27 protein-coding genes and 1 tRNA gene are annotated in these 16,361 nt (G+C 63.0%); 23 read left to right on the plus strand and 5 right to left on the minus strand.

Going from position 1 to position 16,361, the window contains the following annotated elements; all coding sequences use genetic code 11:
* Positions 1–266: 266 nt before the first annotated feature.
* Positions 267–575: a hypothetical protein gene (locus SPHINGO391_RS11690; protein ID WP_152008999.1), complete on the minus strand. Its 309-nt coding sequence runs from the start codon at positions 573–575 to the stop codon at positions 267–269.
* A gap of 115 nt (positions 576–690) precedes the next feature.
* Between SPHINGO391_RS11690 and SPHINGO391_RS11695 the strand changes: the two genes are divergently transcribed.
* Both SPHINGO391_RS11695 and SPHINGO391_RS11700 read left to right on the plus strand, forming a co-directional pair.
* Positions 691–1,404: a S24 family peptidase gene (locus SPHINGO391_RS11695; protein WP_152009000.1), complete on the plus strand. Its 714-nt coding sequence runs from the start codon at positions 691–693 to the stop codon at positions 1,402–1,404.
* A 31-nt stretch (positions 1,405–1,435) separates the two neighbouring features.
* Positions 1,436–1,849 carry a thermonuclease family protein gene (locus SPHINGO391_RS11700; RefSeq protein ID WP_152009001.1) on the plus strand — a complete coding sequence of 138 codons (414 nt, stop codon included), beginning with the start codon at positions 1,436–1,438 and terminating at the stop codon, positions 1,847–1,849.
* Positions 1,850–1,965: 116 nt separating this feature from the next.
* On the opposite strand, the gene SPHINGO391_RS11705 is transcribed toward SPHINGO391_RS11700, so the two are convergent.
* Positions 1,966–2,304, minus strand: a complete 339-nt coding sequence (locus SPHINGO391_RS11705; protein WP_152009002.1) for a hypothetical protein — start codon at positions 2,302–2,304, stop codon at positions 1,966–1,968.
* Positions 2,305–2,375: 71 nt separating this feature from the next.
* On the opposite strand from SPHINGO391_RS11705, the gene SPHINGO391_RS11710 reads away from it, so the two are divergent.
* The 16 genes from SPHINGO391_RS11710 (at position 2,376) to SPHINGO391_RS11785 (ending at position 10,367) form a co-directional block, all read left to right on the plus strand.
* Entirely contained in the window at positions 2,376–2,603 is a 228-nt protein-coding gene (locus SPHINGO391_RS11710) for a hypothetical protein (protein WP_152009003.1), read from the plus strand.
* Positions 2,600–2,755: a hypothetical protein gene (locus tag SPHINGO391_RS11715; RefSeq protein ID WP_193217266.1), complete on the plus strand. Its 156-nt coding sequence runs from the start codon at positions 2,600–2,602 to the stop codon at positions 2,753–2,755. The genes SPHINGO391_RS11710 and SPHINGO391_RS11715 overlap by 4 nt, the downstream gene beginning before the upstream one ends.
* Before the next feature lie 4 nt (positions 2,756–2,759).
* Positions 2,760–3,095 (plus strand): hypothetical protein, encoded by a 336-nt coding sequence (locus SPHINGO391_RS11720; RefSeq protein ID WP_152009004.1) that lies wholly within the window; start codon positions 2,760–2,762, stop codon positions 3,093–3,095.
* Positions 3,092–3,784 (plus strand): hypothetical protein, encoded by a 693-nt coding sequence (locus tag SPHINGO391_RS11725; RefSeq protein ID WP_152009005.1) that lies wholly within the window; start codon positions 3,092–3,094, stop codon positions 3,782–3,784. The genes SPHINGO391_RS11720 and SPHINGO391_RS11725 overlap by 4 nt, the downstream gene beginning before the upstream one ends.
* A gap of 7 nt (positions 3,785–3,791) precedes the next feature.
* A complete protein-coding gene (locus SPHINGO391_RS11730; protein ID WP_152009006.1) occupies positions 3,792–4,034 on the plus strand; it encodes a hypothetical protein in 243 nt (80 codons plus the stop codon).
* 1 nt (position 4,035) lies between these two features.
* Positions 4,036–4,545 carry a single-stranded DNA-binding protein gene (ssb, locus tag SPHINGO391_RS11735; protein ID WP_152009007.1) on the plus strand — a complete coding sequence of 170 codons (510 nt, stop codon included), beginning with the start codon at positions 4,036–4,038 and terminating at the stop codon, positions 4,543–4,545.
* A gap of 22 nt (positions 4,546–4,567) precedes the next feature.
* Positions 4,568–4,918, plus strand: a complete 351-nt coding sequence (locus SPHINGO391_RS11740) for a hypothetical protein (RefSeq protein WP_152009008.1) — start codon at positions 4,568–4,570, stop codon at positions 4,916–4,918.
* 28 nt (positions 4,919–4,946) lie between these two features.
* A complete protein-coding gene (locus SPHINGO391_RS11745; protein WP_244615174.1) occupies positions 4,947–5,885 on the plus strand; it encodes a DUF2303 family protein in 939 nt (312 codons plus the stop codon).
* Positions 5,886–5,960: 75 nt separating this feature from the next.
* The gene (locus SPHINGO391_RS11750) at positions 5,961–6,323 is read left to right on the plus strand and encodes a hypothetical protein (protein ID WP_152009009.1); all 363 of its coding nucleotides are present in this window, start codon (positions 5,961–5,963) and stop codon (positions 6,321–6,323) included.
* A complete protein-coding gene (locus tag SPHINGO391_RS11755) occupies positions 6,323–6,802 on the plus strand; it encodes an ASCH domain-containing protein (protein WP_152009010.1) in 480 nt (159 codons plus the stop codon). The genes SPHINGO391_RS11750 and SPHINGO391_RS11755 overlap by 1 nt, the downstream gene beginning before the upstream one ends.
* A gap of 10 nt (positions 6,803–6,812) precedes the next feature.
* The gene (gene dnaN, locus SPHINGO391_RS11760) at positions 6,813–7,961 is read left to right on the plus strand and encodes a DNA polymerase III subunit beta (protein ID WP_152009011.1); all 1,149 of its coding nucleotides are present in this window, start codon (positions 6,813–6,815) and stop codon (positions 7,959–7,961) included.
* A 2-nt stretch (positions 7,962–7,963) separates the two neighbouring features.
* The gene (locus tag SPHINGO391_RS11765) at positions 7,964–8,176 is read left to right on the plus strand and encodes a hypothetical protein (RefSeq protein WP_152009012.1); all 213 of its coding nucleotides are present in this window, start codon (positions 7,964–7,966) and stop codon (positions 8,174–8,176) included.
* Complete coding sequence (locus SPHINGO391_RS11770; protein WP_152009013.1) at positions 8,166–8,960, plus strand: DUF5131 family protein; 795 nt, start codon at positions 8,166–8,168, stop codon at positions 8,958–8,960. Before SPHINGO391_RS11765 ends, SPHINGO391_RS11770 begins: the two co-directional genes overlap by 11 nt.
* Positions 8,957–9,130 carry a hypothetical protein gene (locus tag SPHINGO391_RS11775; RefSeq protein WP_193217267.1) on the plus strand — a complete coding sequence of 58 codons (174 nt, stop codon included), beginning with the start codon at positions 8,957–8,959 and terminating at the stop codon, positions 9,128–9,130. The genes SPHINGO391_RS11770 and SPHINGO391_RS11775 overlap by 4 nt, the downstream gene beginning before the upstream one ends.
* Positions 9,127–9,288, plus strand: coding sequence for a hypothetical protein (locus SPHINGO391_RS11780; RefSeq protein WP_193217268.1), 162 nt, complete (start codon positions 9,127–9,129; stop codon positions 9,286–9,288). Before SPHINGO391_RS11775 ends, SPHINGO391_RS11780 begins: the two co-directional genes overlap by 4 nt.
* Positions 9,288–10,367, plus strand: a complete 1,080-nt coding sequence (locus SPHINGO391_RS11785) for a tyrosine-type recombinase/integrase (protein ID WP_152009014.1) — start codon at positions 9,288–9,290, stop codon at positions 10,365–10,367. Before SPHINGO391_RS11780 ends, SPHINGO391_RS11785 begins: the two co-directional genes overlap by 1 nt.
* Positions 10,368–10,375: 8 nt before the next feature.
* Here the strand turns inward: SPHINGO391_RS11785 and SPHINGO391_RS11790 are convergent.
* Positions 10,376–10,460, minus strand: a tRNA-Leu gene (locus SPHINGO391_RS11790).
* A gap of 429 nt (positions 10,461–10,889) precedes the next feature.
* On the opposite strand from SPHINGO391_RS11790, the gene lipB reads away from it, so the two are divergent.
* From lipB to fghA, 5 genes are all read left to right on the plus strand, one after another.
* Positions 10,890–11,642, plus strand: coding sequence for a lipoyl(octanoyl) transferase LipB (gene lipB / locus SPHINGO391_RS11795; protein ID WP_152009015.1), 753 nt, complete (start codon positions 10,890–10,892; stop codon positions 11,640–11,642).
* Between the two features lie 95 nt (positions 11,643–11,737).
* Complete coding sequence (locus SPHINGO391_RS11800) at positions 11,738–12,100, plus strand: hypothetical protein (protein WP_152009016.1); 363 nt, start codon at positions 11,738–11,740, stop codon at positions 12,098–12,100.
* A gap of 215 nt (positions 12,101–12,315) precedes the next feature.
* On the plus strand, positions 12,316–12,699 hold the full coding sequence (locus SPHINGO391_RS11805; protein WP_152009017.1) for a helix-turn-helix transcriptional regulator: 384 nt from the start codon (positions 12,316–12,318) through the stop codon (positions 12,697–12,699).
* 82 nt (positions 12,700–12,781) lie between these two features.
* On the plus strand, positions 12,782–13,891 hold the full coding sequence (locus tag SPHINGO391_RS11810; RefSeq protein WP_152009018.1) for an S-(hydroxymethyl)glutathione dehydrogenase/class III alcohol dehydrogenase: 1,110 nt from the start codon (positions 12,782–12,784) through the stop codon (positions 13,889–13,891).
* Positions 13,892–13,937: 46 nt separating this feature from the next.
* Positions 13,938–14,771 (plus strand): S-formylglutathione hydrolase, encoded by an 834-nt coding sequence (gene fghA / locus SPHINGO391_RS11815; protein WP_152009019.1) that lies wholly within the window; start codon positions 13,938–13,940, stop codon positions 14,769–14,771.
* A gap of 72 nt (positions 14,772–14,843) precedes the next feature.
* On the opposite strand, the gene SPHINGO391_RS11820 is transcribed toward fghA, so the two are convergent.
* On the minus strand, positions 14,844–15,704 hold the full coding sequence (locus SPHINGO391_RS11820) for a hypothetical protein (RefSeq protein ID WP_152009020.1): 861 nt from the start codon (positions 15,702–15,704) through the stop codon (positions 14,844–14,846).
* Between the two features lie 145 nt (positions 15,705–15,849).
* Positions 15,850–16,305, minus strand: coding sequence for a DUF1330 domain-containing protein (locus SPHINGO391_RS11825; RefSeq protein ID WP_152009021.1), 456 nt, complete (start codon positions 16,303–16,305; stop codon positions 15,850–15,852).
* Between the last annotated feature and the right edge of the window lie 56 nt (positions 16,306–16,361).

Genomic DNA, 16,361 nt, shown 5'->3' on the forward strand with positions numbered 1-16,361 from the left:
GGGAAAACCCGGTTCTCTTTCCCGTGGTGGGAAGCGTTCAAAACTGGTCAGATCATCCGGTGTTCAAGGAGGACCGGATGATGAAAATGGAAAACCCGCCCCGCCGCTGCAGGCCTTCCGTTCGTTGTCGCGCAGGTCAGCGGGCGCGCTCGGGGTATTGGTTGCAGGGGCCGGATTCGAACCGGCGACATCCTGGGAATGGTGAGCCGCAGGCGAACGGCGCAATGACCGCTTCCCCAGCCTACGTTGAAACTGATCGGAGCCGCTCATTCGGCTGCCTCGGGGATTGCGGGTGCAGCCTCAACAGCGCGCTCCTCGCTGGTTCTTGGCCTCTCGACTTCGGCAGGCCATTCGGCGCCTTCGGGCCAGTTGTCGGACAGCCATTTCATGGCGGTCTCGGCAGTTTCGCCCCGCACGTCGCGCTGGCCTGCCGCGAGGGCATTGAGTTGCCCGCCACGATGAAGCAGCCGCTTGGAAATCGCGTTCCGGCTTTCCCCGGTCGCGGCGCAATAGGCGTCGGCCGCAACAACCAAATGCCGAGCCAGCGTGCTCTTGATTTCGGAGGCTATTTCCATGACAACTCACGTCGCTGATGTTTTCAGGTTGCTTACAGATAGGGGATATTTGTCCCCATCGTCAACCGATTTTTGTCCCCCTTCTCTTATTCCCGATGGGGACGATAATCCCCGAATGGCCAAAACGGACGAAGCAGCGCGTTTTCGCGAACGGATAAACCAGCGGATTTCGGAACTCGGCATCACGCACGAGGCGGCAAGCCGTGCCGCTGGCAAGGACAAGACATACCTGCGAAAGACGCTGGCGCGCGAGACAGCCATTCCCAAACTCGACACCCTCGAGAGCCTGGCAACCGCGCTTGATGTCTCGGTGGACTGGCTGCTTGGCCGCACGGACGATCCCGCGACAAGCGCCTTACCACCACGCCTCCCGGAAGTACGCCCGAGCGATACCCCGCCGCTCTCCCGCAATGCCATGCCCGCCGACGTGCCAGTGATGGGCACGGCCGCCGGCAGCCTTCTCTCCGGCGCATTCCAACTGCAGGGCGGCGTGATCGATTACGTGCGGCGCCCGCCGGCCTTAAGCGGCGCGCGCGATATCTACGCACTCTACATCGAGGGATCTTCGATGGAGCCGCGCTACTTTCCGGGCGAGCTGGTCTATGTGAACCCACATAAGCCGCCGCGAATCGGCGACACGGTGATTGTCCAGGAACACAATGGCGACAGCGGCCCAGTGGCGGCTTCGATCGGCGTGCTGTTTAAACGCGCCAACGGCACCGTGGTGCTGCGCAAGTACAATCCGCCGGACGCCGAGATCACCATCACCCAGACGCGAATCGCCGCCATTCACCGGGTGCTCACACCCAATGAACTGTTTGGGGTTTAGTAAGTAACCCCTGATTTACCGGAGCCGACCCATGCACCGCTGGATGATCGCCGTCGCCTGCGCGGCAGCCGTGACCTGCGCCCAGCCTGCGCCGGCACAAACGATCGAAGGCACGGTGACGCGCGTGATTGACGGCGACACATTCGACTTCCAGGCACTCAGGATCCGGCTCTGCGGCATCGATGCGCCAGAACGCGGGGACGGCGGCCACCGGCAGGCCATGCGCGCGCTGACCGCGCTGATCGAGGGCCGGCGGGTGCGTTGCGTGCCCGTGGGTGCGGGTTCGGTCTGCGACGGGCGTTCGAAACTCTTCAACCGCAAGCGCATAGTGGCGCAATGCTATCTCGGCACGCACGATATTGCGGCTCGGATGGTGATATCCGGCCACGCCTGTGACTGGGTAAAGTTTTCCGGCGGAGCCTATCGCGGCGGCTGCCGAAAATAGAGCGGATTGGCACAAACACCAAGATGGGGATATTTTTCCCCATTCCAGCTTGACAGGGGACATTTGTCCCTATTAGCTTGCCCTCCAACAAATCCCGTTGGAGACAGGACATGCGGTCATTCCACCTTGAGCAGACCCGGAGCATTGGTGCCGCTTTCGCCGTAGAGCATGTGACCGAGCGTACAGACCTTGTAGCGATTGGTGTCGCCGAGCGTTGTCTTTGCGACAGCGACCTGCTCCAGCACGCGGCTCTTGAAGGCCTCATCAAGTTCGATACCCAGACCGACCAGGTAGATCGCCATGCGGCCCGCGTTGATTTCCAGCGAGGGACAGATGTCGGCAATGGCATAAGCCTCCCCGTATTTCCGCACCACGGTGTCGTAGGTGCTCTCATCGGCTATTGCCGGGCCGGCCACGAGCGCCATCGCGACGGCCACCATCAAGCTCCGCTTCATTCCATCCACCCTCCGGTTGCGTCTTTGCATAGTCGCACGCCGGTAAAGTGCGTCAAGCAAAAGGTGACCGCATGATCCGTTACCAGGCTTTCTCGGCAGCTTCTGCCACACCCTCCCCCTCTTGCCGCACGGCGCTGATCGACCGGATGGCCGGCGAGATGCGTGAAATGGCCTTTGCCGGCCAGACAGTCAGCGCCGAAACGCTCGGAGAGCGCGGATGGTCTCCAGCCAGCATCAAGCGGCTGGCACCCCACGCGGTTGCCCTCGCCCGCCGCCAGAGCGTGCGGAGGGTGGCATGACCCGCTCGATCACCATTATCGACGGCACCCGGCTCACCGAGGAACGCGCCCGGGCGGCGCGCGAACCGGATGCCCCGGCCGTTGCGTCGATCGTCGTCATCCTGGCCTTCGTAATCGGCTGCGGCCTTCTCGCCATCGTGGCGGGGGCGTAACCGGATGACCGACCTCACCCGCACCTTCATTCCGGTTGCCAGCGACGAGGCCAACGCCCGATCCTTCCTCGAGACGCTTTCGGGCGGCTCGGACGACGCCAAGCGCCTGGCGCGCGAGGATGCCTGCCAGCTGGCCCGGATGCTCGAACGCTTCACTCAGATCGCGCCGCGGCTCTGGGCGGAAATGCTCAAGGACATGCGTTCGCTCATCGACGAAGCGCGCGCAGGACGCGGCTACGCCGACATCTCCGACCTCAACCGCGCCGGATATTCAGACGAGGTGATCGTTGGCTATCTCCGACACCAGAACCCGGAGAGCCAGCAGGGAGACGCGGCATGAACGCCCTCGTCCGCCTCGCCCCGGAACCGGTCTGGTCGTTTCGGCCCGATGGCTCGGTACGCGATCTGGCCGCTCCGGATCCAGCCGAGATCGATTTCTTCGCCATGGCCAATGCGCTGTCGAAGATCGCCCGCTTCAACGGCTCCAATCCCGGCATCGCATATTCGGTGGCGCAGCACTCTGCGATGGGAGCGGAGGCCATATTCAACGAGACCGGCGACGACAGGCTCGCGGCATTCTTCCTGCTGCATGACGGCGAGGAATATCTGCTCGGCGACAAGGTCACTCCCGCGCAGCGCCTGCTCGAGGAACACGCAGAGCAGGCTGGTGGACACGGCAGCGGGAGTGGGGTTCGCTGGCACTGGACCTGGATCAAGCGGCAATGGCGCGAGGTCGGATGGCGCGCCGCAGGCCTTGGTCTGCCCGACAGCTTTCAGCAGGCCCACATCGAGGACTTCGACCGCCGCATGTGCAACGCGGAAATGCTGGCGCTGTTCGGGCCCGCGGCCCGGGCACAGCTGCTACCGGTCGCCCATGAACGGACGCTCAAGCTCAAGGGCGGCATCCGCCCGTGGGCGGCGATGAAGGCTGAGGAGCGCTTCAATGAAGCCGCCCGTCGCTTCATCGGCGAAGACCGACTGCACGAGCAATCCGCCATCCATGCCGCCCACGTGGCGCTCAACTCCTGAGGATCCCATGAAGCTCGACGACCTAGAAACCATCCGCGAACTCGCTGCGGGCCGAGAGAAGAACCTAGCAGTGCTGACCCGGTTGAAGCAAACGAGCCCCCGCCTGGTGCTGGGCATAGGCGCTGACGCGATCGAGGTGCGCATGCCACCCACGCTGCAGCAGCTCGTCAACGACAGCGTCAGGGAATCGCTGACCGAACAGATCGTCGCCTCAGATGACCGGCTGCGCGAACTCGGCGTGGAGATCTGACATGGCGGGCTCGATCAACAAGGTCATCCTGGTGGGCAACCTCGGCGCAGACCCCGAGATCCGCCGCACACAGGATGGTCGGCCGATCGCCACGCTGTCGGTCGCGACCTCTGAAAGCTGGCGCGACAAGTCCAGCGGCGAGCGGCGCGAGAAGACCGAGTGGCACCGTGTCGTCATATTCAACGAAGGCCTCGCCAAAGTGGCCGAGACCTACCTGAAGAAGGGCTCGAAGGTCTATCTCGAAGGCCAGCTCGCCACCCGCAAATGGCAGGATCAATCCGGCCAGGACCGCTACTCCACGGAAGTCGTGCTGCAGGGCTTTGGCGGATCGCTGGTGATGCTCGATAGCGCAAAGGGCACGGGCTACAGGCCCGGCGGCGACGGACCGGAAGATTATGGCCACGACCCCGACCGGGCAGCGGGCCGGACGGCTGGCCGCAACAACGGCGGCGCTGCGCCCTACGACCCCGCAGATACGCGTCGCGAGCTCGACGACGACATACCGTTCTGACCAACCCCGAAAGGATCAACCCATGCATATCCGCGATGCTTCCATCCTGCTTGGCGCGCTGGAGGGCGGTGAACTCAACCGCTCCGTCAGCCACGAGCTTTCAACCGTGCTGCGCGAGCTGCACACGATGTCGACCGAGGACGTGAAAAAGACGTTCAAGGGCGAGGTCGACCTCAAGATCATTCTGTCGGCCGAAAACGGCGCGGTGACGATTTCCTCCGAGATCAAGTCGAAGACGCCGAAGCGCCCGCGCGCGCGCACCTTCTACTGGATCACCGAGGAAGGCACGCTTTCGACCGAACACCCCAACCAGCACGACATATTCAAGGGCCCGCGCGACACAGCCGCGCGCACCGCCGAACCTGCCGTCTGATCCACCCACCCCGCAAAGGAAAACGACCATGGCCAAGACTGACCAAATCGCCGGCGAACTGATGAGCCCGCCGGATCACGTTGAAACGATCGCGAAACTTGCCCGCGAAGCCGCCGGCATCGACATCGCCACGCTTTCGCTCTCTGCGAAAGGCCTGCCCGGCAGCGTGCCGGTCGCCCGGCGACATGGCGAGAACCCCGAGTTCGGCAGCCTGAAGCGGCTTGCCGAGGAATGGCGCGAGCATCCGGAGCGCAAGACCGGCACGGCGCAGGTCGACACGCTTGGCTCCTTCATCGACCTAGCCAACCGCCACAAGACCACTGACAGCGCAATCTTCGCCGACACCAACTGGAAGGCGCCGTCACTAACCGCCGTCATCGACTATCACAAGGCCGAGGGTGACGATGCGCAGTGGCTCAAGCACCGGGTGCATTATGCCTTCCCGCTGTCTGAGCAGTGGAAGACGTGGGTGGCGTCGAACGGCAAGGCAATGAGCCAGGCCGATTTCGCCCAGTTCATCGAAGACAACATCGCCGACCTGTCCTCGCCGGAAGTGATGGAAGTGACGGATTACGAGGCGAAGTTCGCCACCAAGATCGCCACGCCGTCCGAACTGGTGGCGCTGTCGCGCGGACTGGCGGTCAGGGTGGAATCGAAGGCGATGTCGTCCGTCGTGCTGCAATCGGGCGAAGGCGAGATCGTCTGGGACGAGGTGCATCAGGGCGCGGACGGCAAGAAGCTGAAGGTGCCGGGCCTGTTCATGCTTTCCATCCCGCTGTTTCACATGGGCGAGACCCAGCGCGTGCCGGTGCGGCTGCGCTACCGCATTCGCGAGGGCTCGACCATCTGGTTCTACCAGATCTACCGGCCCGACGTGGCGGTGACCGAGCGCGTGCTCGAGGATTACGAGGACGCCACCACGAAGACCGCCCTGCCCGGCTTTATCGGCAAGCCCGAGCCTGCCTGACCACGAGGTCAACCCTGGCTCCGCGCGAAACGCTCCCGAGCCGCGCGGGGCCGCCCGCTTCCACCGGAGAAGACCATGAACAGCGCCGAATTTCGAAAAGAACTGGTGAAGATCATGCCGGGCTACAACTGGACAGTTCACAAGAGCACGAACCCGATGTGCCTGTCCGCCACCGGTATCAAGAGCAGCGGTTTCAACCGCTTGTCGACGCTCATGGTTTACCGGCGCGAGGATGCCAACGAATTCGAGCGGTACGAAGTCAAGTCAGCAGGTTTCGGGACACGCGCCCCATGGGCGCACACAACCAGCGACCGGACGCTGGCGCGCGCACTTAGCGATTTGCAGAACCATTACGAGATGAAGGCCAACACCTATCGCGGTCTGGCCTCACAGCTACAGACCGGACGGGTGGCGTCCTCACAAGAAGGACTCTCCTGATGCTGCCACCACTCGCACTCTCCGTCCGCCAGCCATGGGCCTGGGCGATCATTCATGCCGGCAAGGACATCGAGAACCGGTCCTGGCAGGCGGTCAACCACGGGCTCAACACAAGGGGCCGGATTGCCATCCACGCCGCCAAGGGCCTGACCCGCGACGAATATGAAGGCGCTGCGGAGTTCATGGCTTCGATCGGTGTCGAATGCCCCGAGGCGCGTGACCTCCTGCGCGGCGGGATCATCGGCAGCGTGGAGCTCACCGGTGTGGTCACCGCGAGCGACAGCCGCTGGTTCTTCGGCCCGCGTGGCCTGGTGCTGGCCACCCCGGAGCCGTGCGACATGGTCCCGGCTGTCGGCGCGCTCGGCTTCTTCCGCTGGCAGGCCGCGGGCGAGGACATCCTGCCCGCGCCGAATAAATGGATGCTGCCGGCCGGCGCAAAAGCGCCCCCCGCCAGCACCTCGCAGCCAACCCTGTTTTGAAGGAACCGCAATGACCACCCCTTTCACACTCACCGCGCCGCGCGAGGCGCTGCTGGCGGCAGTCGAGACCGCGCTGGCGCCGGTCGAGCGTAAGAACACGATTCCGGTGCTGGCGAACCTGCTATTTGATGCGGGGCTCGGCGGAGGCCTGCGCGTCTCCGGCACCGACCTCGACGTGGTGACCTCGGTGACCGCGATGATCGAGCACGCCGGCATGCCCGAACAGGGGATCACCCTGCCCGCGGCGCTGCTCAACGACATTCTCCGCAAGTTGCCGGCGAAGGCTGACGTGACGCTCAAGACCACAACGGGCGGCCAGATGGCGCTGACCTGCGGCCGGTCGCGCTTCATGCTGCAGACGCTGCCCGGAGAAGACTGGCCACGACTGGTGGAACGGGAGGGCCAGTCGACGAGCTTCGAGATCCCCGCCGCCAAGTTCTCGGCCCAGCTGGCCGCGGTGAGCTTCGCCATCTCGACCGAGGAAACCCGGTATTACCTCAACGGCGTCTACCTGCACGCGATCGACGGCGGCGACCTGGTCGCCGTGGCAACCGACGGCCACCGGCTGGCCCGCGCCACCTATTCCGGCGCGCAAGACGCCGCAGGCATGCCGGGCGTCATCATCCCGCGCAAGACCGTCGGGCTGTTGGCGAAGGTGCTGTCGGCAAGCGACAAGCAGGCGATGCTGTCGGTCAGGGTGAGCGAGCACCAGATCAGTTTCGAGCTTGGCGCGGTACGCATTGCCTCAAAGCTGATCGACGGCACCTTCCCCGACTATGTGCGGGTGATCCCGGCCGGCAACCCCAACCGCTGGCGCTTCGACGTGGCCGCCCTCCTGGCCGCCACCGAGCGCGTCTCGATCGTCTCGAGCGAGCGCGGCCGCGCAGTGAAGATGAACTGGGGTCGGGAAAGCGTCGACCTGATGGTCACCAACCCGGACGCCGGCGAAGGCCAGGATACGGTCGACGTCACGAATGACGACGGCGACGACGTGGAGATCGGCTTCAACGCCCGCTACCTCGCCGACATGCTGGCCCATATCCCGGGCGCCGCCACCGTGAACCTCGACACCGGCGGCTCGCCGGCCTGCTTCGAGCCGGTGCACGCCGCGGACGACAAGATTGCCCTGACATTCGTTCTGATGCCGATGAGGGTGTGACGATGGATTTCAAACGTGGAGACAGTGTGCAGCGCCGCAACCACGCCGACGGCCGTCCGCCCGCCTATCGATTTCGCGGCGTTGTCTGCGGCGAGTACGACAATCCGGCGACGGGCGAACACGGCTACAATGTAAGCCTCGCCCACGACCCCGGCTGCATCCAGAACTTCCCCGGTTACATGCTCGAACCCTGGAGTGGCGAAGATGGCCGCTGAAACCGGAATTCCATGGACCGACAGCACGCACAATCCATGGTGGGGCTGCACGAAAGTCGGACCAGCTTGCGACGACTGCTATGCCGAGGGCGTCGACAAACGCGGCGGTGGCGACAACCATTGGGGCCATGGGGTGCCGCGTCGGCGGATCTCCGAGCAGGCTCGCAACGAGCCCTACCGGTGGCAGAGGAAGGCCGACGAGTTCTTTGCCGAGCATGGCCGCGATCGCCAGGTGTTCACCCTGTCCATGGGCGACCTGTTCGACAACGAGGTCGACCCGCAATGGCGCAATGATCACATGGGCGTCATGGAAGCCACGGATCGGTTGAAATGGCAGATCTGCACCAAGCGGATCAGCAACCTGCCGAAGATGATCTTTCCAGAATGGGAATCGCGCTGGCCGCAGCACATCGGCGTGCTGATCACCGTCGTCACCCAGGCCGAGGCGGATCGCGATATCCCCCGGCTGCTGGATTGCAAGAAACGGTTCGGCATCCCGTGGGTGGGCATCAGTTATGAACCCGCGCAAGAGTGGATTGACTTTACCCGTTGGCTCCGTCCGCGTTACGTCGGGACAGGCATCGACTGGATCATCTTCGGAGGGAAGAGCGGGCCTAAGTGGAACGACCGGCCGTTCGACATTGAATGGGGACGCCGGACCCGGATCCAATGCGCCCAGACAGGATGCGCCTTCTTCATGAAACAGATGGCAGCCTTCCGTCCGACCTATGACATGGTCCCGCCAGACATGCGACTGCGGCAATTCCCGGCAGCGCTGTCATGAACCACCGAACGAGCGAAAAACGCTACATCTACCGCTGGAACCGCCAGGGCCGCAAAGGCCAGGTCTGCACCGTCACCGCGCGCGGCAAGATGAACTCGATCTGCGTGCGCTTCGAGGACGGATACACCATGGTGACCAGCGGCAACGCGATCAGGAGGGTGAAGCAATGACCACAGCCGCCGTGATCAAAAAGCCCGACCTGAAGAAGGCTGCAGAAGTGGCAAACGAAACCGGCTGCTCGATCGAGATCAAGCTCGGCGCAACTGTCTACACCATCCATCCGGGCAAGCCCCTGCCGGTTGACGGCAAGCCGGATATCCGTCTGTAATGACCGACATGACCCGGAAGCTTCCGCAATTCTGCTATCGCGAATTATCCCGCCACGGCGCCGCACGCTTCTACTTCCGGCGCGGCAAGGGTGCGCGGCACCGTCTTCCGGACTTCGGGCATCCGGACTTCTGGCAAGCCTACGAGCAGGCACGCTCACAGTCTCTCCAGGGCATCAGGCCGCCCAGGGCCGCGCAGGGCACGCTCGAATGGCTGATCGGCATCTATCGCCAGTCATCCGCCTATACGGGCCTGTCGGCGGCGACAAGGCGGCAGCGTGACAACATCTTCGGCAACGTGATCAAGAAGGCCGGCGGCGTGAGCTATACCGACATCACCCGCGCCGTGATCGTAGGCGGAAGGGAAGACCGCGCCGCCACCCCGGCCCAGGCGCGCAACTTTCTCGACGCCATGCGCGGCCTGTTCCGCTGGGCGCTCGAAGCCGACCTCGTCACGGTCGATCCGACAGCAGGAGTGAAGAACCCGCGCAGGCCAAAGGCCGCGGGCTTCAAGGCATGGACCGCAGAAGACGCCGAAGCCTATTGCAAACGCTGGCCGATCGGCACGCACGAACGCGTCTGGTTCGAGGTTCTCCTCAACACCGGGCTGCGACGCGGCGATGCGGTGCGCGCCGGACGGCAGCACCTCAGAGACGGCGCACTCGTCATCCAGACCGAAAAGACCGGCATGCATGTGGCCATTCCGGTTACAGAAGGTTTCCTGTCGTTGATGAAGGCGGGTCCGACCGGCGACCTGACATTCATCTGCGGCGAGCGCGGATTGCCCCTGACCAAGGAAAGCTTCGGAAACCTGTTCCGCAAGGCCTGCACGGCCGCCGGCGTGGCAAAATCGGCTCACGGCATCCGCAAGCTTGCCGCCACCCGAATCGCCGAGGCGGGCGCAACAGTCGCGGAACTCGAGGCGATTTTCGGCTGGACGGGCGGAACCATGGCGTCGCTCTACACCAAAACGGTGGACCGGACGCGGCTGGCGAGGCAGGGAATGGAACGCCTGAGGAACACGAACGCCCCGCACCTTGCAGGACACCACCCCTCACCATCAATAAAAACAGATGGTTAGAAGGGGAATGGTGCGGTCGAGAAGACTCGAACTTCCACGGGTTGCCCCACAGCGACCTCAACGCTGCGCGTCTACCAATTCCGCCACGACCGCACGTGGTAGAGCCGAAACCTGTCCGGCGCGCTGCATGTAGCAAATGGACCTGCCCTGCACAAGCGCATTCGTCACAAAAAACACACGAAGCCGACAGGCGCGAGAAAACGGCGTTTGCATCGCAAAAATGGCTCGGTACCAGCGTCCCGAAACGCTTCCAAATGAAGTTTTCCGGCAGCTTCGGTATAACCGGCAAAGCCTTGTCTTCGAAAGACCCAGCCGCGCAAACACCAAACTGTCGATTCCCGGGGAGCGCGCAGCGTGGGGCCCGCAGGCGGACAAGCCGGGGAACACGCTTTGCGGCAGGAAGCAGCGTTAAAACCCTGTTTTGCCCCTGCCGGCACGTTCGAACCATGGCCAACCTGCAAGAGAGAAAGGAGCGCATCATCTGCCTGTTTCCTTTGGGCGCGAACGGTTCTAGAGAAGGGCATGAACTCGCGCGACACACTTGAGACCCGGTTTTTTGCCCAGGGCGCCCATCCGTCGGTCAGATGGCGGATTTCGGAAGGGCTGACACCTTATGCCGATGCCGTGGCCTTCATGGAAACAGAAGCCGGGCGGATTGCCAGCGGTGAAGCCGATGAGCTCGTCTGGCTGGTCGAGCATCCGCCGCTCTACACGGCCGGAACCAGCGCCAAGGCCGACGATCTCGTTGCGCCAGACCGGTTCGAGGTGCACCAGACCGGACGCGGTGGCGAATACACCTATCACGGACCTGGCCAACGGGTTGCCTATGTGATGCTCGATCTGAAGCGGCGGCGGCCCGATGTACGCGCCTTCGTCTCGGCGCTCGAAACGGTCATCATCGCCACGCTCGACAGCATGAACGTCAAAGGCGAACGCCGCGAGGACAGGGTTGGTGTCTGGGTACGCCGGCCCGACAAGCCACGGCTTGCCGACGGATCGATGGCGGAAGACAAGATCGCCGCGATCGGAATCCGCTTGCGCAAGTGGGTGAGTTTCCACGGGTTGGCACTCAACGTCGACCCGGACCTTGAACATTTCTCAGGCATCGTTCCCTGCGGGGTCCGGGCGCACGGTGTCACCAGCCTTGTCGATCTCGGGCTGCCGATTCCCATGCACGAAGCCGACATCCGGCTGCGTGATGCGTTTGAAACAGTGTTCGGACCGACCCGGGATGATCGCCCTCCTCTCGTGAGTTCTCAACCGGTAGATCCGTGAGCTGGGGCGCGTGGCCCGATTGACAATATCATCGCCTGGGCAGATGATTCCGGCAGGCTTCGAAACGGTCCCTTGAAGCTTTGGGGAGGTTTTCCATGCATCGGTTTGGATTGACCGGCCTGGCGCTTCTGCTTGGCTTGGCAACGTCTGTCGGGGCGCAGGAAATTGGCGGCATGTACCAGGTTGAAGGCACCAATCTGGACGGCAGCCGGTATTCGGGTACGGCGCGGATCGATATCACCAGTTCAACCACCTGCCGGATTCACTGGGATACAGGCACGTCATCAAGCGGCATCTGCATGATCAATCAGAACGCCTTTGCAGCGGCCTACGCCTTCGAAAACGGCACTATCGGGCTGGTCGTCTACGAATTAATGCGTGACGGCACACTGGACGGCGTGTGGACAATCGCCGATACTGCAGGGGCCGGAACGGAAACCCTCACCCCGCTTCAATAGATCCGGCGTTCACTTGACAGTGAAACTTGATCCCGGGGCGCCGCGCATGGATTGCCGGTGACGGATCATCACATCGCCATGCATCTCTTGCGGCCCAAGGTTCACAGAACCAACATGGTCCTTGCATAGGCTTCACTTTCTGGACGGGACAGCCGCCCGCGCACCAGCTCGCGCATTTTGTCTGCCCGGTCCGAAAAACAAAGGGACTTTTATAAATGCATGACATGACAGCGGACACCTACGACGATGGCGATACGCTGGGTGGAAGAATCACGCGTGCACGCGATCTCGCCAGCCTGACACTCGAGGAGGCGGCCTCGCGCATCGGCGTAACCGACGAAACCCTGTCGGAATGGGAATCGGGTCGCTCCGAACCTAGGGCCAATAAGATCATGACGCTGGCCGGCGTTCTGGGTGTCTCTCCGGCATGGCTGATCAGCGGCGCCGGCGAAGCTCCGCAGTCGCCGGGAATATCAGTTGCCGTTGACGAGATGTCCGGCGAAATCAACCGCTTGCGCGAACTCGCAGCTCAGATTTCTACCTGTATCGAAACGCTGGAAAGCCGGCTTGTGACGTTGACACGCGCGGCAAACGACTAGAAGGCTGTAAAACAGGGTTGAGCCGACCCTGCCGCTCTGGCAGGGTCGGCTCAATTGTCAGATCTTATCCGGGAGCACGGGAATGGACGTACGCGCAGCAGTCGCTTTTGAAGCCGGTAAACCGCTGGAAGTCATAACAGTTCAGCTGGAAGGCCCGCGCGCGGGCGAGGTGCTGGTGGAGATCAAGGCCACGGGCGTATGCCACACCGATGAGTTCACCCGCTCCGGGGCCGACCCCGAGGGCATTTTCCCGGCCATTCTCGGCCATGAGGGTGCGGGCGTCGTCGTCGACGTCGGACCGGGGGTGACGTCACTGAAGAAGGGCGACCATGTCATTCCGCTCTACACGCCGGAATGCCGTGAGTGCGAGTACTGCCTCAACCCGAAAACCAATCTGTGCCAGTCGATTCGCACCACCCAGGGCGCCGGGCTGATGCCGGATGGCACATCGCGGTTCTCGCTCGATGGCAAGCCGCTGTTTCACTACATGGGCTGCTCGACATTCGCCAACTTCACCGTGCTGCCCGAGATTGCGCTGGCCAAGATCAATCCGGATGCCCCCTTCGACAAGGTCTGCTACATCGGCTGCGGCGTGACCACCGGCATCGGTGCGGTGATCAATACGGCCAAGGCCGAAACCGGATGCCGTGCGGTCGTCTTCGGTCTGGGCGGTATCGGGCTGAACGTGATCCAGGGCCTGCGGCTGATCGGGGCGGAGATGATCGTCGGCGTCGACCTTAACAATTCCAAGAAGGAATGGGGCGAGCGCTTCGGCATGACCCATTTCGTCAACCCGAGCGAAGTCGAAGGCGACCTGGTGCCCTACCTGGTGGACCTGACCAAGGGCGGCGCCGATTACACGTTCGACGCGACCGGCAACACCAAGGTGATGCGCCAGGCCCTCGAATGCGCGCACAAGGGCTGGGGCGAATCGATCATCATCGGCGTTGCCGGCGCCGGCCAGGAAATCTCGACGCGTCCATTCCAGCTGGTCACCGGCCGGTCCTGGCGCGGAACGGCCTTCGGCGGCGCCCGCGGCCGCACCGACGTGCCGAAGATCGTCGACTGGTACATGCAGGGCCGGATCGAGATCGACCCGATGATTACCCACACCATGGGACTTGAGGGTATCAACGAGGCCTTCGATCTGATGCACAGGGGCGAGAGCATCCGCAGCGTCGTGGTCTACTGACCGCAGCCCTGGCGCCTGCCACCCACTTCAACCGGAAGAGATCGCGATGAAAATCATCTCGGAAGCGAAGGCCCATGGCGGACGCCAGGGCGTCTACACAATGGAGTCGGACGCCTGCGGCTGCGACATGACATTTTCGGTGTTCCGGCCGATCTTGGCCAAGGAACAGCTGTGTCCGGTGGTCTGGTTCCTGTCCGGCCTGACCTGCACCCATGCCAACGTGATGGACAAGGGCGAGTACCGCAGGCTGGCGGCGGAACTGGGATTGATCATCGTCTGCCCCGACACCAGCCCGCGTGGCGACCATGTGCCGGACGAGCCCGACAACTGGCAGTTCGGCAAGGGCGCGGGCTTCTATCTCGATGCGACACAATCACCCTGGTCAAAGCATTTCCGCATGGAAACCCATATCCTTGAGGAATTGCCGGAGCTGATTGCCGGCCATTTCGCCGCCGATATGAGCCGCCAGGGCATCATGGGGCATTCGATGGGCGGCCATGGCGCGCTGACCTTCGTGCTCAAGCATCCGGACCGGTTCAAGAGCTGTTCGGCGTTTGCACCCATCGTGCAGCCGTCGAGCGCCGACTGGTCGCGCCCGGCGCTGGAGAAATATCTCGGCTCCGACGAAGCGGCATGGCGGCGCCATGACGCCACGCAGCTGATTGAGGACGGCGCCAGATTTCCCGAGTTTCTGGTGGATCAGGGGACGGCCGACGGGTTTCTCGACAACGGCTTGCGCCCGTGGCTGCTGGAAGAGGCCTGCCGCAGCACCGATATCGAGCTGACCTTGCGGATGCAGGAGGGTTACGACCACTCCTACAACTTCATCTCCACCTTCATGGACGACCACCTCGCGTGGCACGCCGCGCGGCTGGGCTGATCTTTTTACCCAGCTCGATGGAAAGGCCCGGAGCATTTTCCCAGCCCTAATCCGTCACTCTGCGAATGCGCCCTAACGGCTGTCGGGATCGCTGCAGTCATTCTCCAGCGTGATGATGCAGGGCTCGTCGATGGTACCTGCGTCGTCGGCTGACATCTCGACAGACGGCGCCAGCGGTTTGCTTCCGGGATCGAGTGTCACCTTCACGGGTTCCGGAGACGCCAAAGGGCGGTCAGCAGCCGGGACCGGCTTCGGGGCCTGTCCCGCGTCAAGCAGTGGCTTGGAAAAATCCATTGCCGGGACGGGGTCCTCTTCCACGTCCAGCGTGACCGTCGTCGGCGTCACGGTGCCGTTAAGCAGTGGGTCGACCGCTCGCAACGCCTCATCGTCAAAGCGTTCCGGATTGTCGCGCGGCCATGCCACCTCGCGCTTGGCGCCGGCAACCGGATAAGGCGTGTAGCCCGAGAGACCCAAGAGAGCTCTTACTTCACCGGTCAGCCGGGCGATCATGACGGCTTCGGCGCCGGCCCCGTTGAAATCCTGGTAGGAGGAGCGCAGCGTGCGACCCGTGAGCACCCTGCCCGACTCGACATCGGTCAGCGTCAGATCAAGCTCAACGGACTGGGACGTGCCACCAAAGAAGCTCACCGGAGAAGGATCTTGCCGGCGATCCTGAACCACGATCCGCAACGCCGATGTCTGACCGACATCGGCAGTGGCGCGGCCCGCGGTTGCCTCGAGCCTCTGTTGCAAACGGCCGGCAAAGCCCAAGTCTTCAATGCTGTCGGCCATGACACGGACTTCAGTCACATTGTATGGTGTCGCAGGTTCGAGCGGCTTCGGTCTCCCTGCACAGGCCGAAACTGTGGCGGCAATGGCAAACAGAACCATTGCGCGCGCCAGGCACATGGTAAATCGGTCGGTTTGCAACATGCCAATGCTCCGGAGGACTATTCCTACCCTCCGAGAAATCGCATTTTATGGTTAGCACATGGTTAAGAACGCAGATATGGATATGACCGCCGTGTACTGAAATCGCGGTTCACCAAGCTGCACAGTGGCAGACCAGGCATATCGTTCAGCGCTGATCACCCTCGCTCATCGCCCCGAAGCGCGTGCCAGGTATGCCGGGCTCCATGCGGATCAGGCGGGAATCGGCAACAGCGGCCTGACGGTGACGCACAGCCTTGCGGTACTCCGGATCGCGCAGCATGGCGACAAATGCGTCCTTGCTCGGATATTCGGCGATGAACGCCATGTCCCAGGCTTCGCTCTGAGGTCCGATCAGCATGAGTTCCGGCTTTCCGATCCAGACCTGGCGTCCGCCAAGACGCTTGAACACAGGTCCGCTCTCGCGGGCATAGCTTGAATAGGCTTCAGCACCGGTGGCAACCGTACCGTCGTCATAGGCGGCTTGCTCACGAAATCTGACGAGATTGAGCATATGCACCGGTCCCGGCCGGTCCATCTCGCGAAAACGCGCGAACGCCTCCCTGGTCGGATCAATGTAGCCGGTTGAAGTGTCGTCTGTCATTTGAACCCTTCCTCTGCTGTGATGCCGCTTGGGGAACATCCAGAACAGTCACTCGT

Source organism: Hoeflea sp. EC-HK425 (genome assembly GCF_902498795.1).
GTDB lineage: Bacteria > Pseudomonadota > Alphaproteobacteria > Rhizobiales > Rhizobiaceae > Hoeflea > Hoeflea alexandrii.

Bases quoted from the DNA above. Each gene is read 5' to 3' on its own strand.
- SPHINGO391_RS11690 (WP_152008999.1), bottom strand. From the start codon at position 575: ATGGAAATAGCCTCCGAAATCAAGAGCACGCTGGCTCGGCATTTGGTT.
- SPHINGO391_RS11695 (WP_152009000.1), top strand. From the start codon at position 691: ATGGCCAAAACGGACGAAGCAGCGCGTTTTCGCGAACGGATAAACCAG.
- SPHINGO391_RS11700 (WP_152009001.1), top strand. From the start codon at position 1,436: ATGCACCGCTGGATGATCGCCGTCGCCTGCGCGGCAGCCGTGACCTGC.
- SPHINGO391_RS11705 (WP_152009002.1), bottom strand. From the start codon at position 2,304: ATGAAGCGGAGCTTGATGGTGGCCGTCGCGATGGCGCTCGTGGCCGGC.
- SPHINGO391_RS11710 (WP_152009003.1), top strand. From the start codon at position 2,376: ATGATCCGTTACCAGGCTTTCTCGGCAGCTTCTGCCACACCCTCCCCC.
- SPHINGO391_RS11715 (WP_193217266.1), top strand. From the start codon at position 2,600: ATGACCCGCTCGATCACCATTATCGACGGCACCCGGCTCACCGAGGAA.
- SPHINGO391_RS11720 (WP_152009004.1), top strand. From the start codon at position 2,760: ATGACCGACCTCACCCGCACCTTCATTCCGGTTGCCAGCGACGAGGCC.
- SPHINGO391_RS11725 (WP_152009005.1), top strand. From the start codon at position 3,092: ATGAACGCCCTCGTCCGCCTCGCCCCGGAACCGGTCTGGTCGTTTCGG.
- SPHINGO391_RS11730 (WP_152009006.1), top strand. From the start codon at position 3,792: ATGAAGCTCGACGACCTAGAAACCATCCGCGAACTCGCTGCGGGCCGA.
- ssb (WP_152009007.1), top strand. From the start codon at position 4,036: ATGGCGGGCTCGATCAACAAGGTCATCCTGGTGGGCAACCTCGGCGCA.
- SPHINGO391_RS11740 (WP_152009008.1), top strand. From the start codon at position 4,568: ATGCATATCCGCGATGCTTCCATCCTGCTTGGCGCGCTGGAGGGCGGT.
- SPHINGO391_RS11745 (WP_244615174.1), top strand. From the start codon at position 4,947: ATGGCCAAGACTGACCAAATCGCCGGCGAACTGATGAGCCCGCCGGAT.
- SPHINGO391_RS11750 (WP_152009009.1), top strand. From the start codon at position 5,961: ATGAACAGCGCCGAATTTCGAAAAGAACTGGTGAAGATCATGCCGGGC.
- SPHINGO391_RS11755 (WP_152009010.1), top strand. From the start codon at position 6,323: ATGCTGCCACCACTCGCACTCTCCGTCCGCCAGCCATGGGCCTGGGCG.
- dnaN (WP_152009011.1), top strand. From the start codon at position 6,813: ATGACCACCCCTTTCACACTCACCGCGCCGCGCGAGGCGCTGCTGGCG.
- SPHINGO391_RS11765 (WP_152009012.1), top strand. From the start codon at position 7,964: ATGGATTTCAAACGTGGAGACAGTGTGCAGCGCCGCAACCACGCCGAC.
- SPHINGO391_RS11770 (WP_152009013.1), top strand. From the start codon at position 8,166: ATGGCCGCTGAAACCGGAATTCCATGGACCGACAGCACGCACAATCCA.
- SPHINGO391_RS11775 (WP_193217267.1), top strand. From the start codon at position 8,957: ATGAACCACCGAACGAGCGAAAAACGCTACATCTACCGCTGGAACCGC.
- SPHINGO391_RS11780 (WP_193217268.1), top strand. From the start codon at position 9,127: ATGACCACAGCCGCCGTGATCAAAAAGCCCGACCTGAAGAAGGCTGCA.
- SPHINGO391_RS11785 (WP_152009014.1), top strand. From the start codon at position 9,288: ATGACCGACATGACCCGGAAGCTTCCGCAATTCTGCTATCGCGAATTA.
- lipB (WP_152009015.1), top strand. From the start codon at position 10,890: ATGAACTCGCGCGACACACTTGAGACCCGGTTTTTTGCCCAGGGCGCC.
- SPHINGO391_RS11800 (WP_152009016.1), top strand. From the start codon at position 11,738: ATGCATCGGTTTGGATTGACCGGCCTGGCGCTTCTGCTTGGCTTGGCA.
- SPHINGO391_RS11805 (WP_152009017.1), top strand. From the start codon at position 12,316: ATGCATGACATGACAGCGGACACCTACGACGATGGCGATACGCTGGGT.
- SPHINGO391_RS11810 (WP_152009018.1), top strand. From the start codon at position 12,782: ATGGACGTACGCGCAGCAGTCGCTTTTGAAGCCGGTAAACCGCTGGAA.
- fghA (WP_152009019.1), top strand. From the start codon at position 13,938: ATGAAAATCATCTCGGAAGCGAAGGCCCATGGCGGACGCCAGGGCGTC.
- SPHINGO391_RS11820 (WP_152009020.1), bottom strand. From the start codon at position 15,704: ATGTTGCAAACCGACCGATTTACCATGTGCCTGGCGCGCGCAATGGTT.
- SPHINGO391_RS11825 (WP_152009021.1), bottom strand. From the start codon at position 16,305: ATGACAGACGACACTTCAACCGGCTACATTGATCCGACCAGGGAGGCG.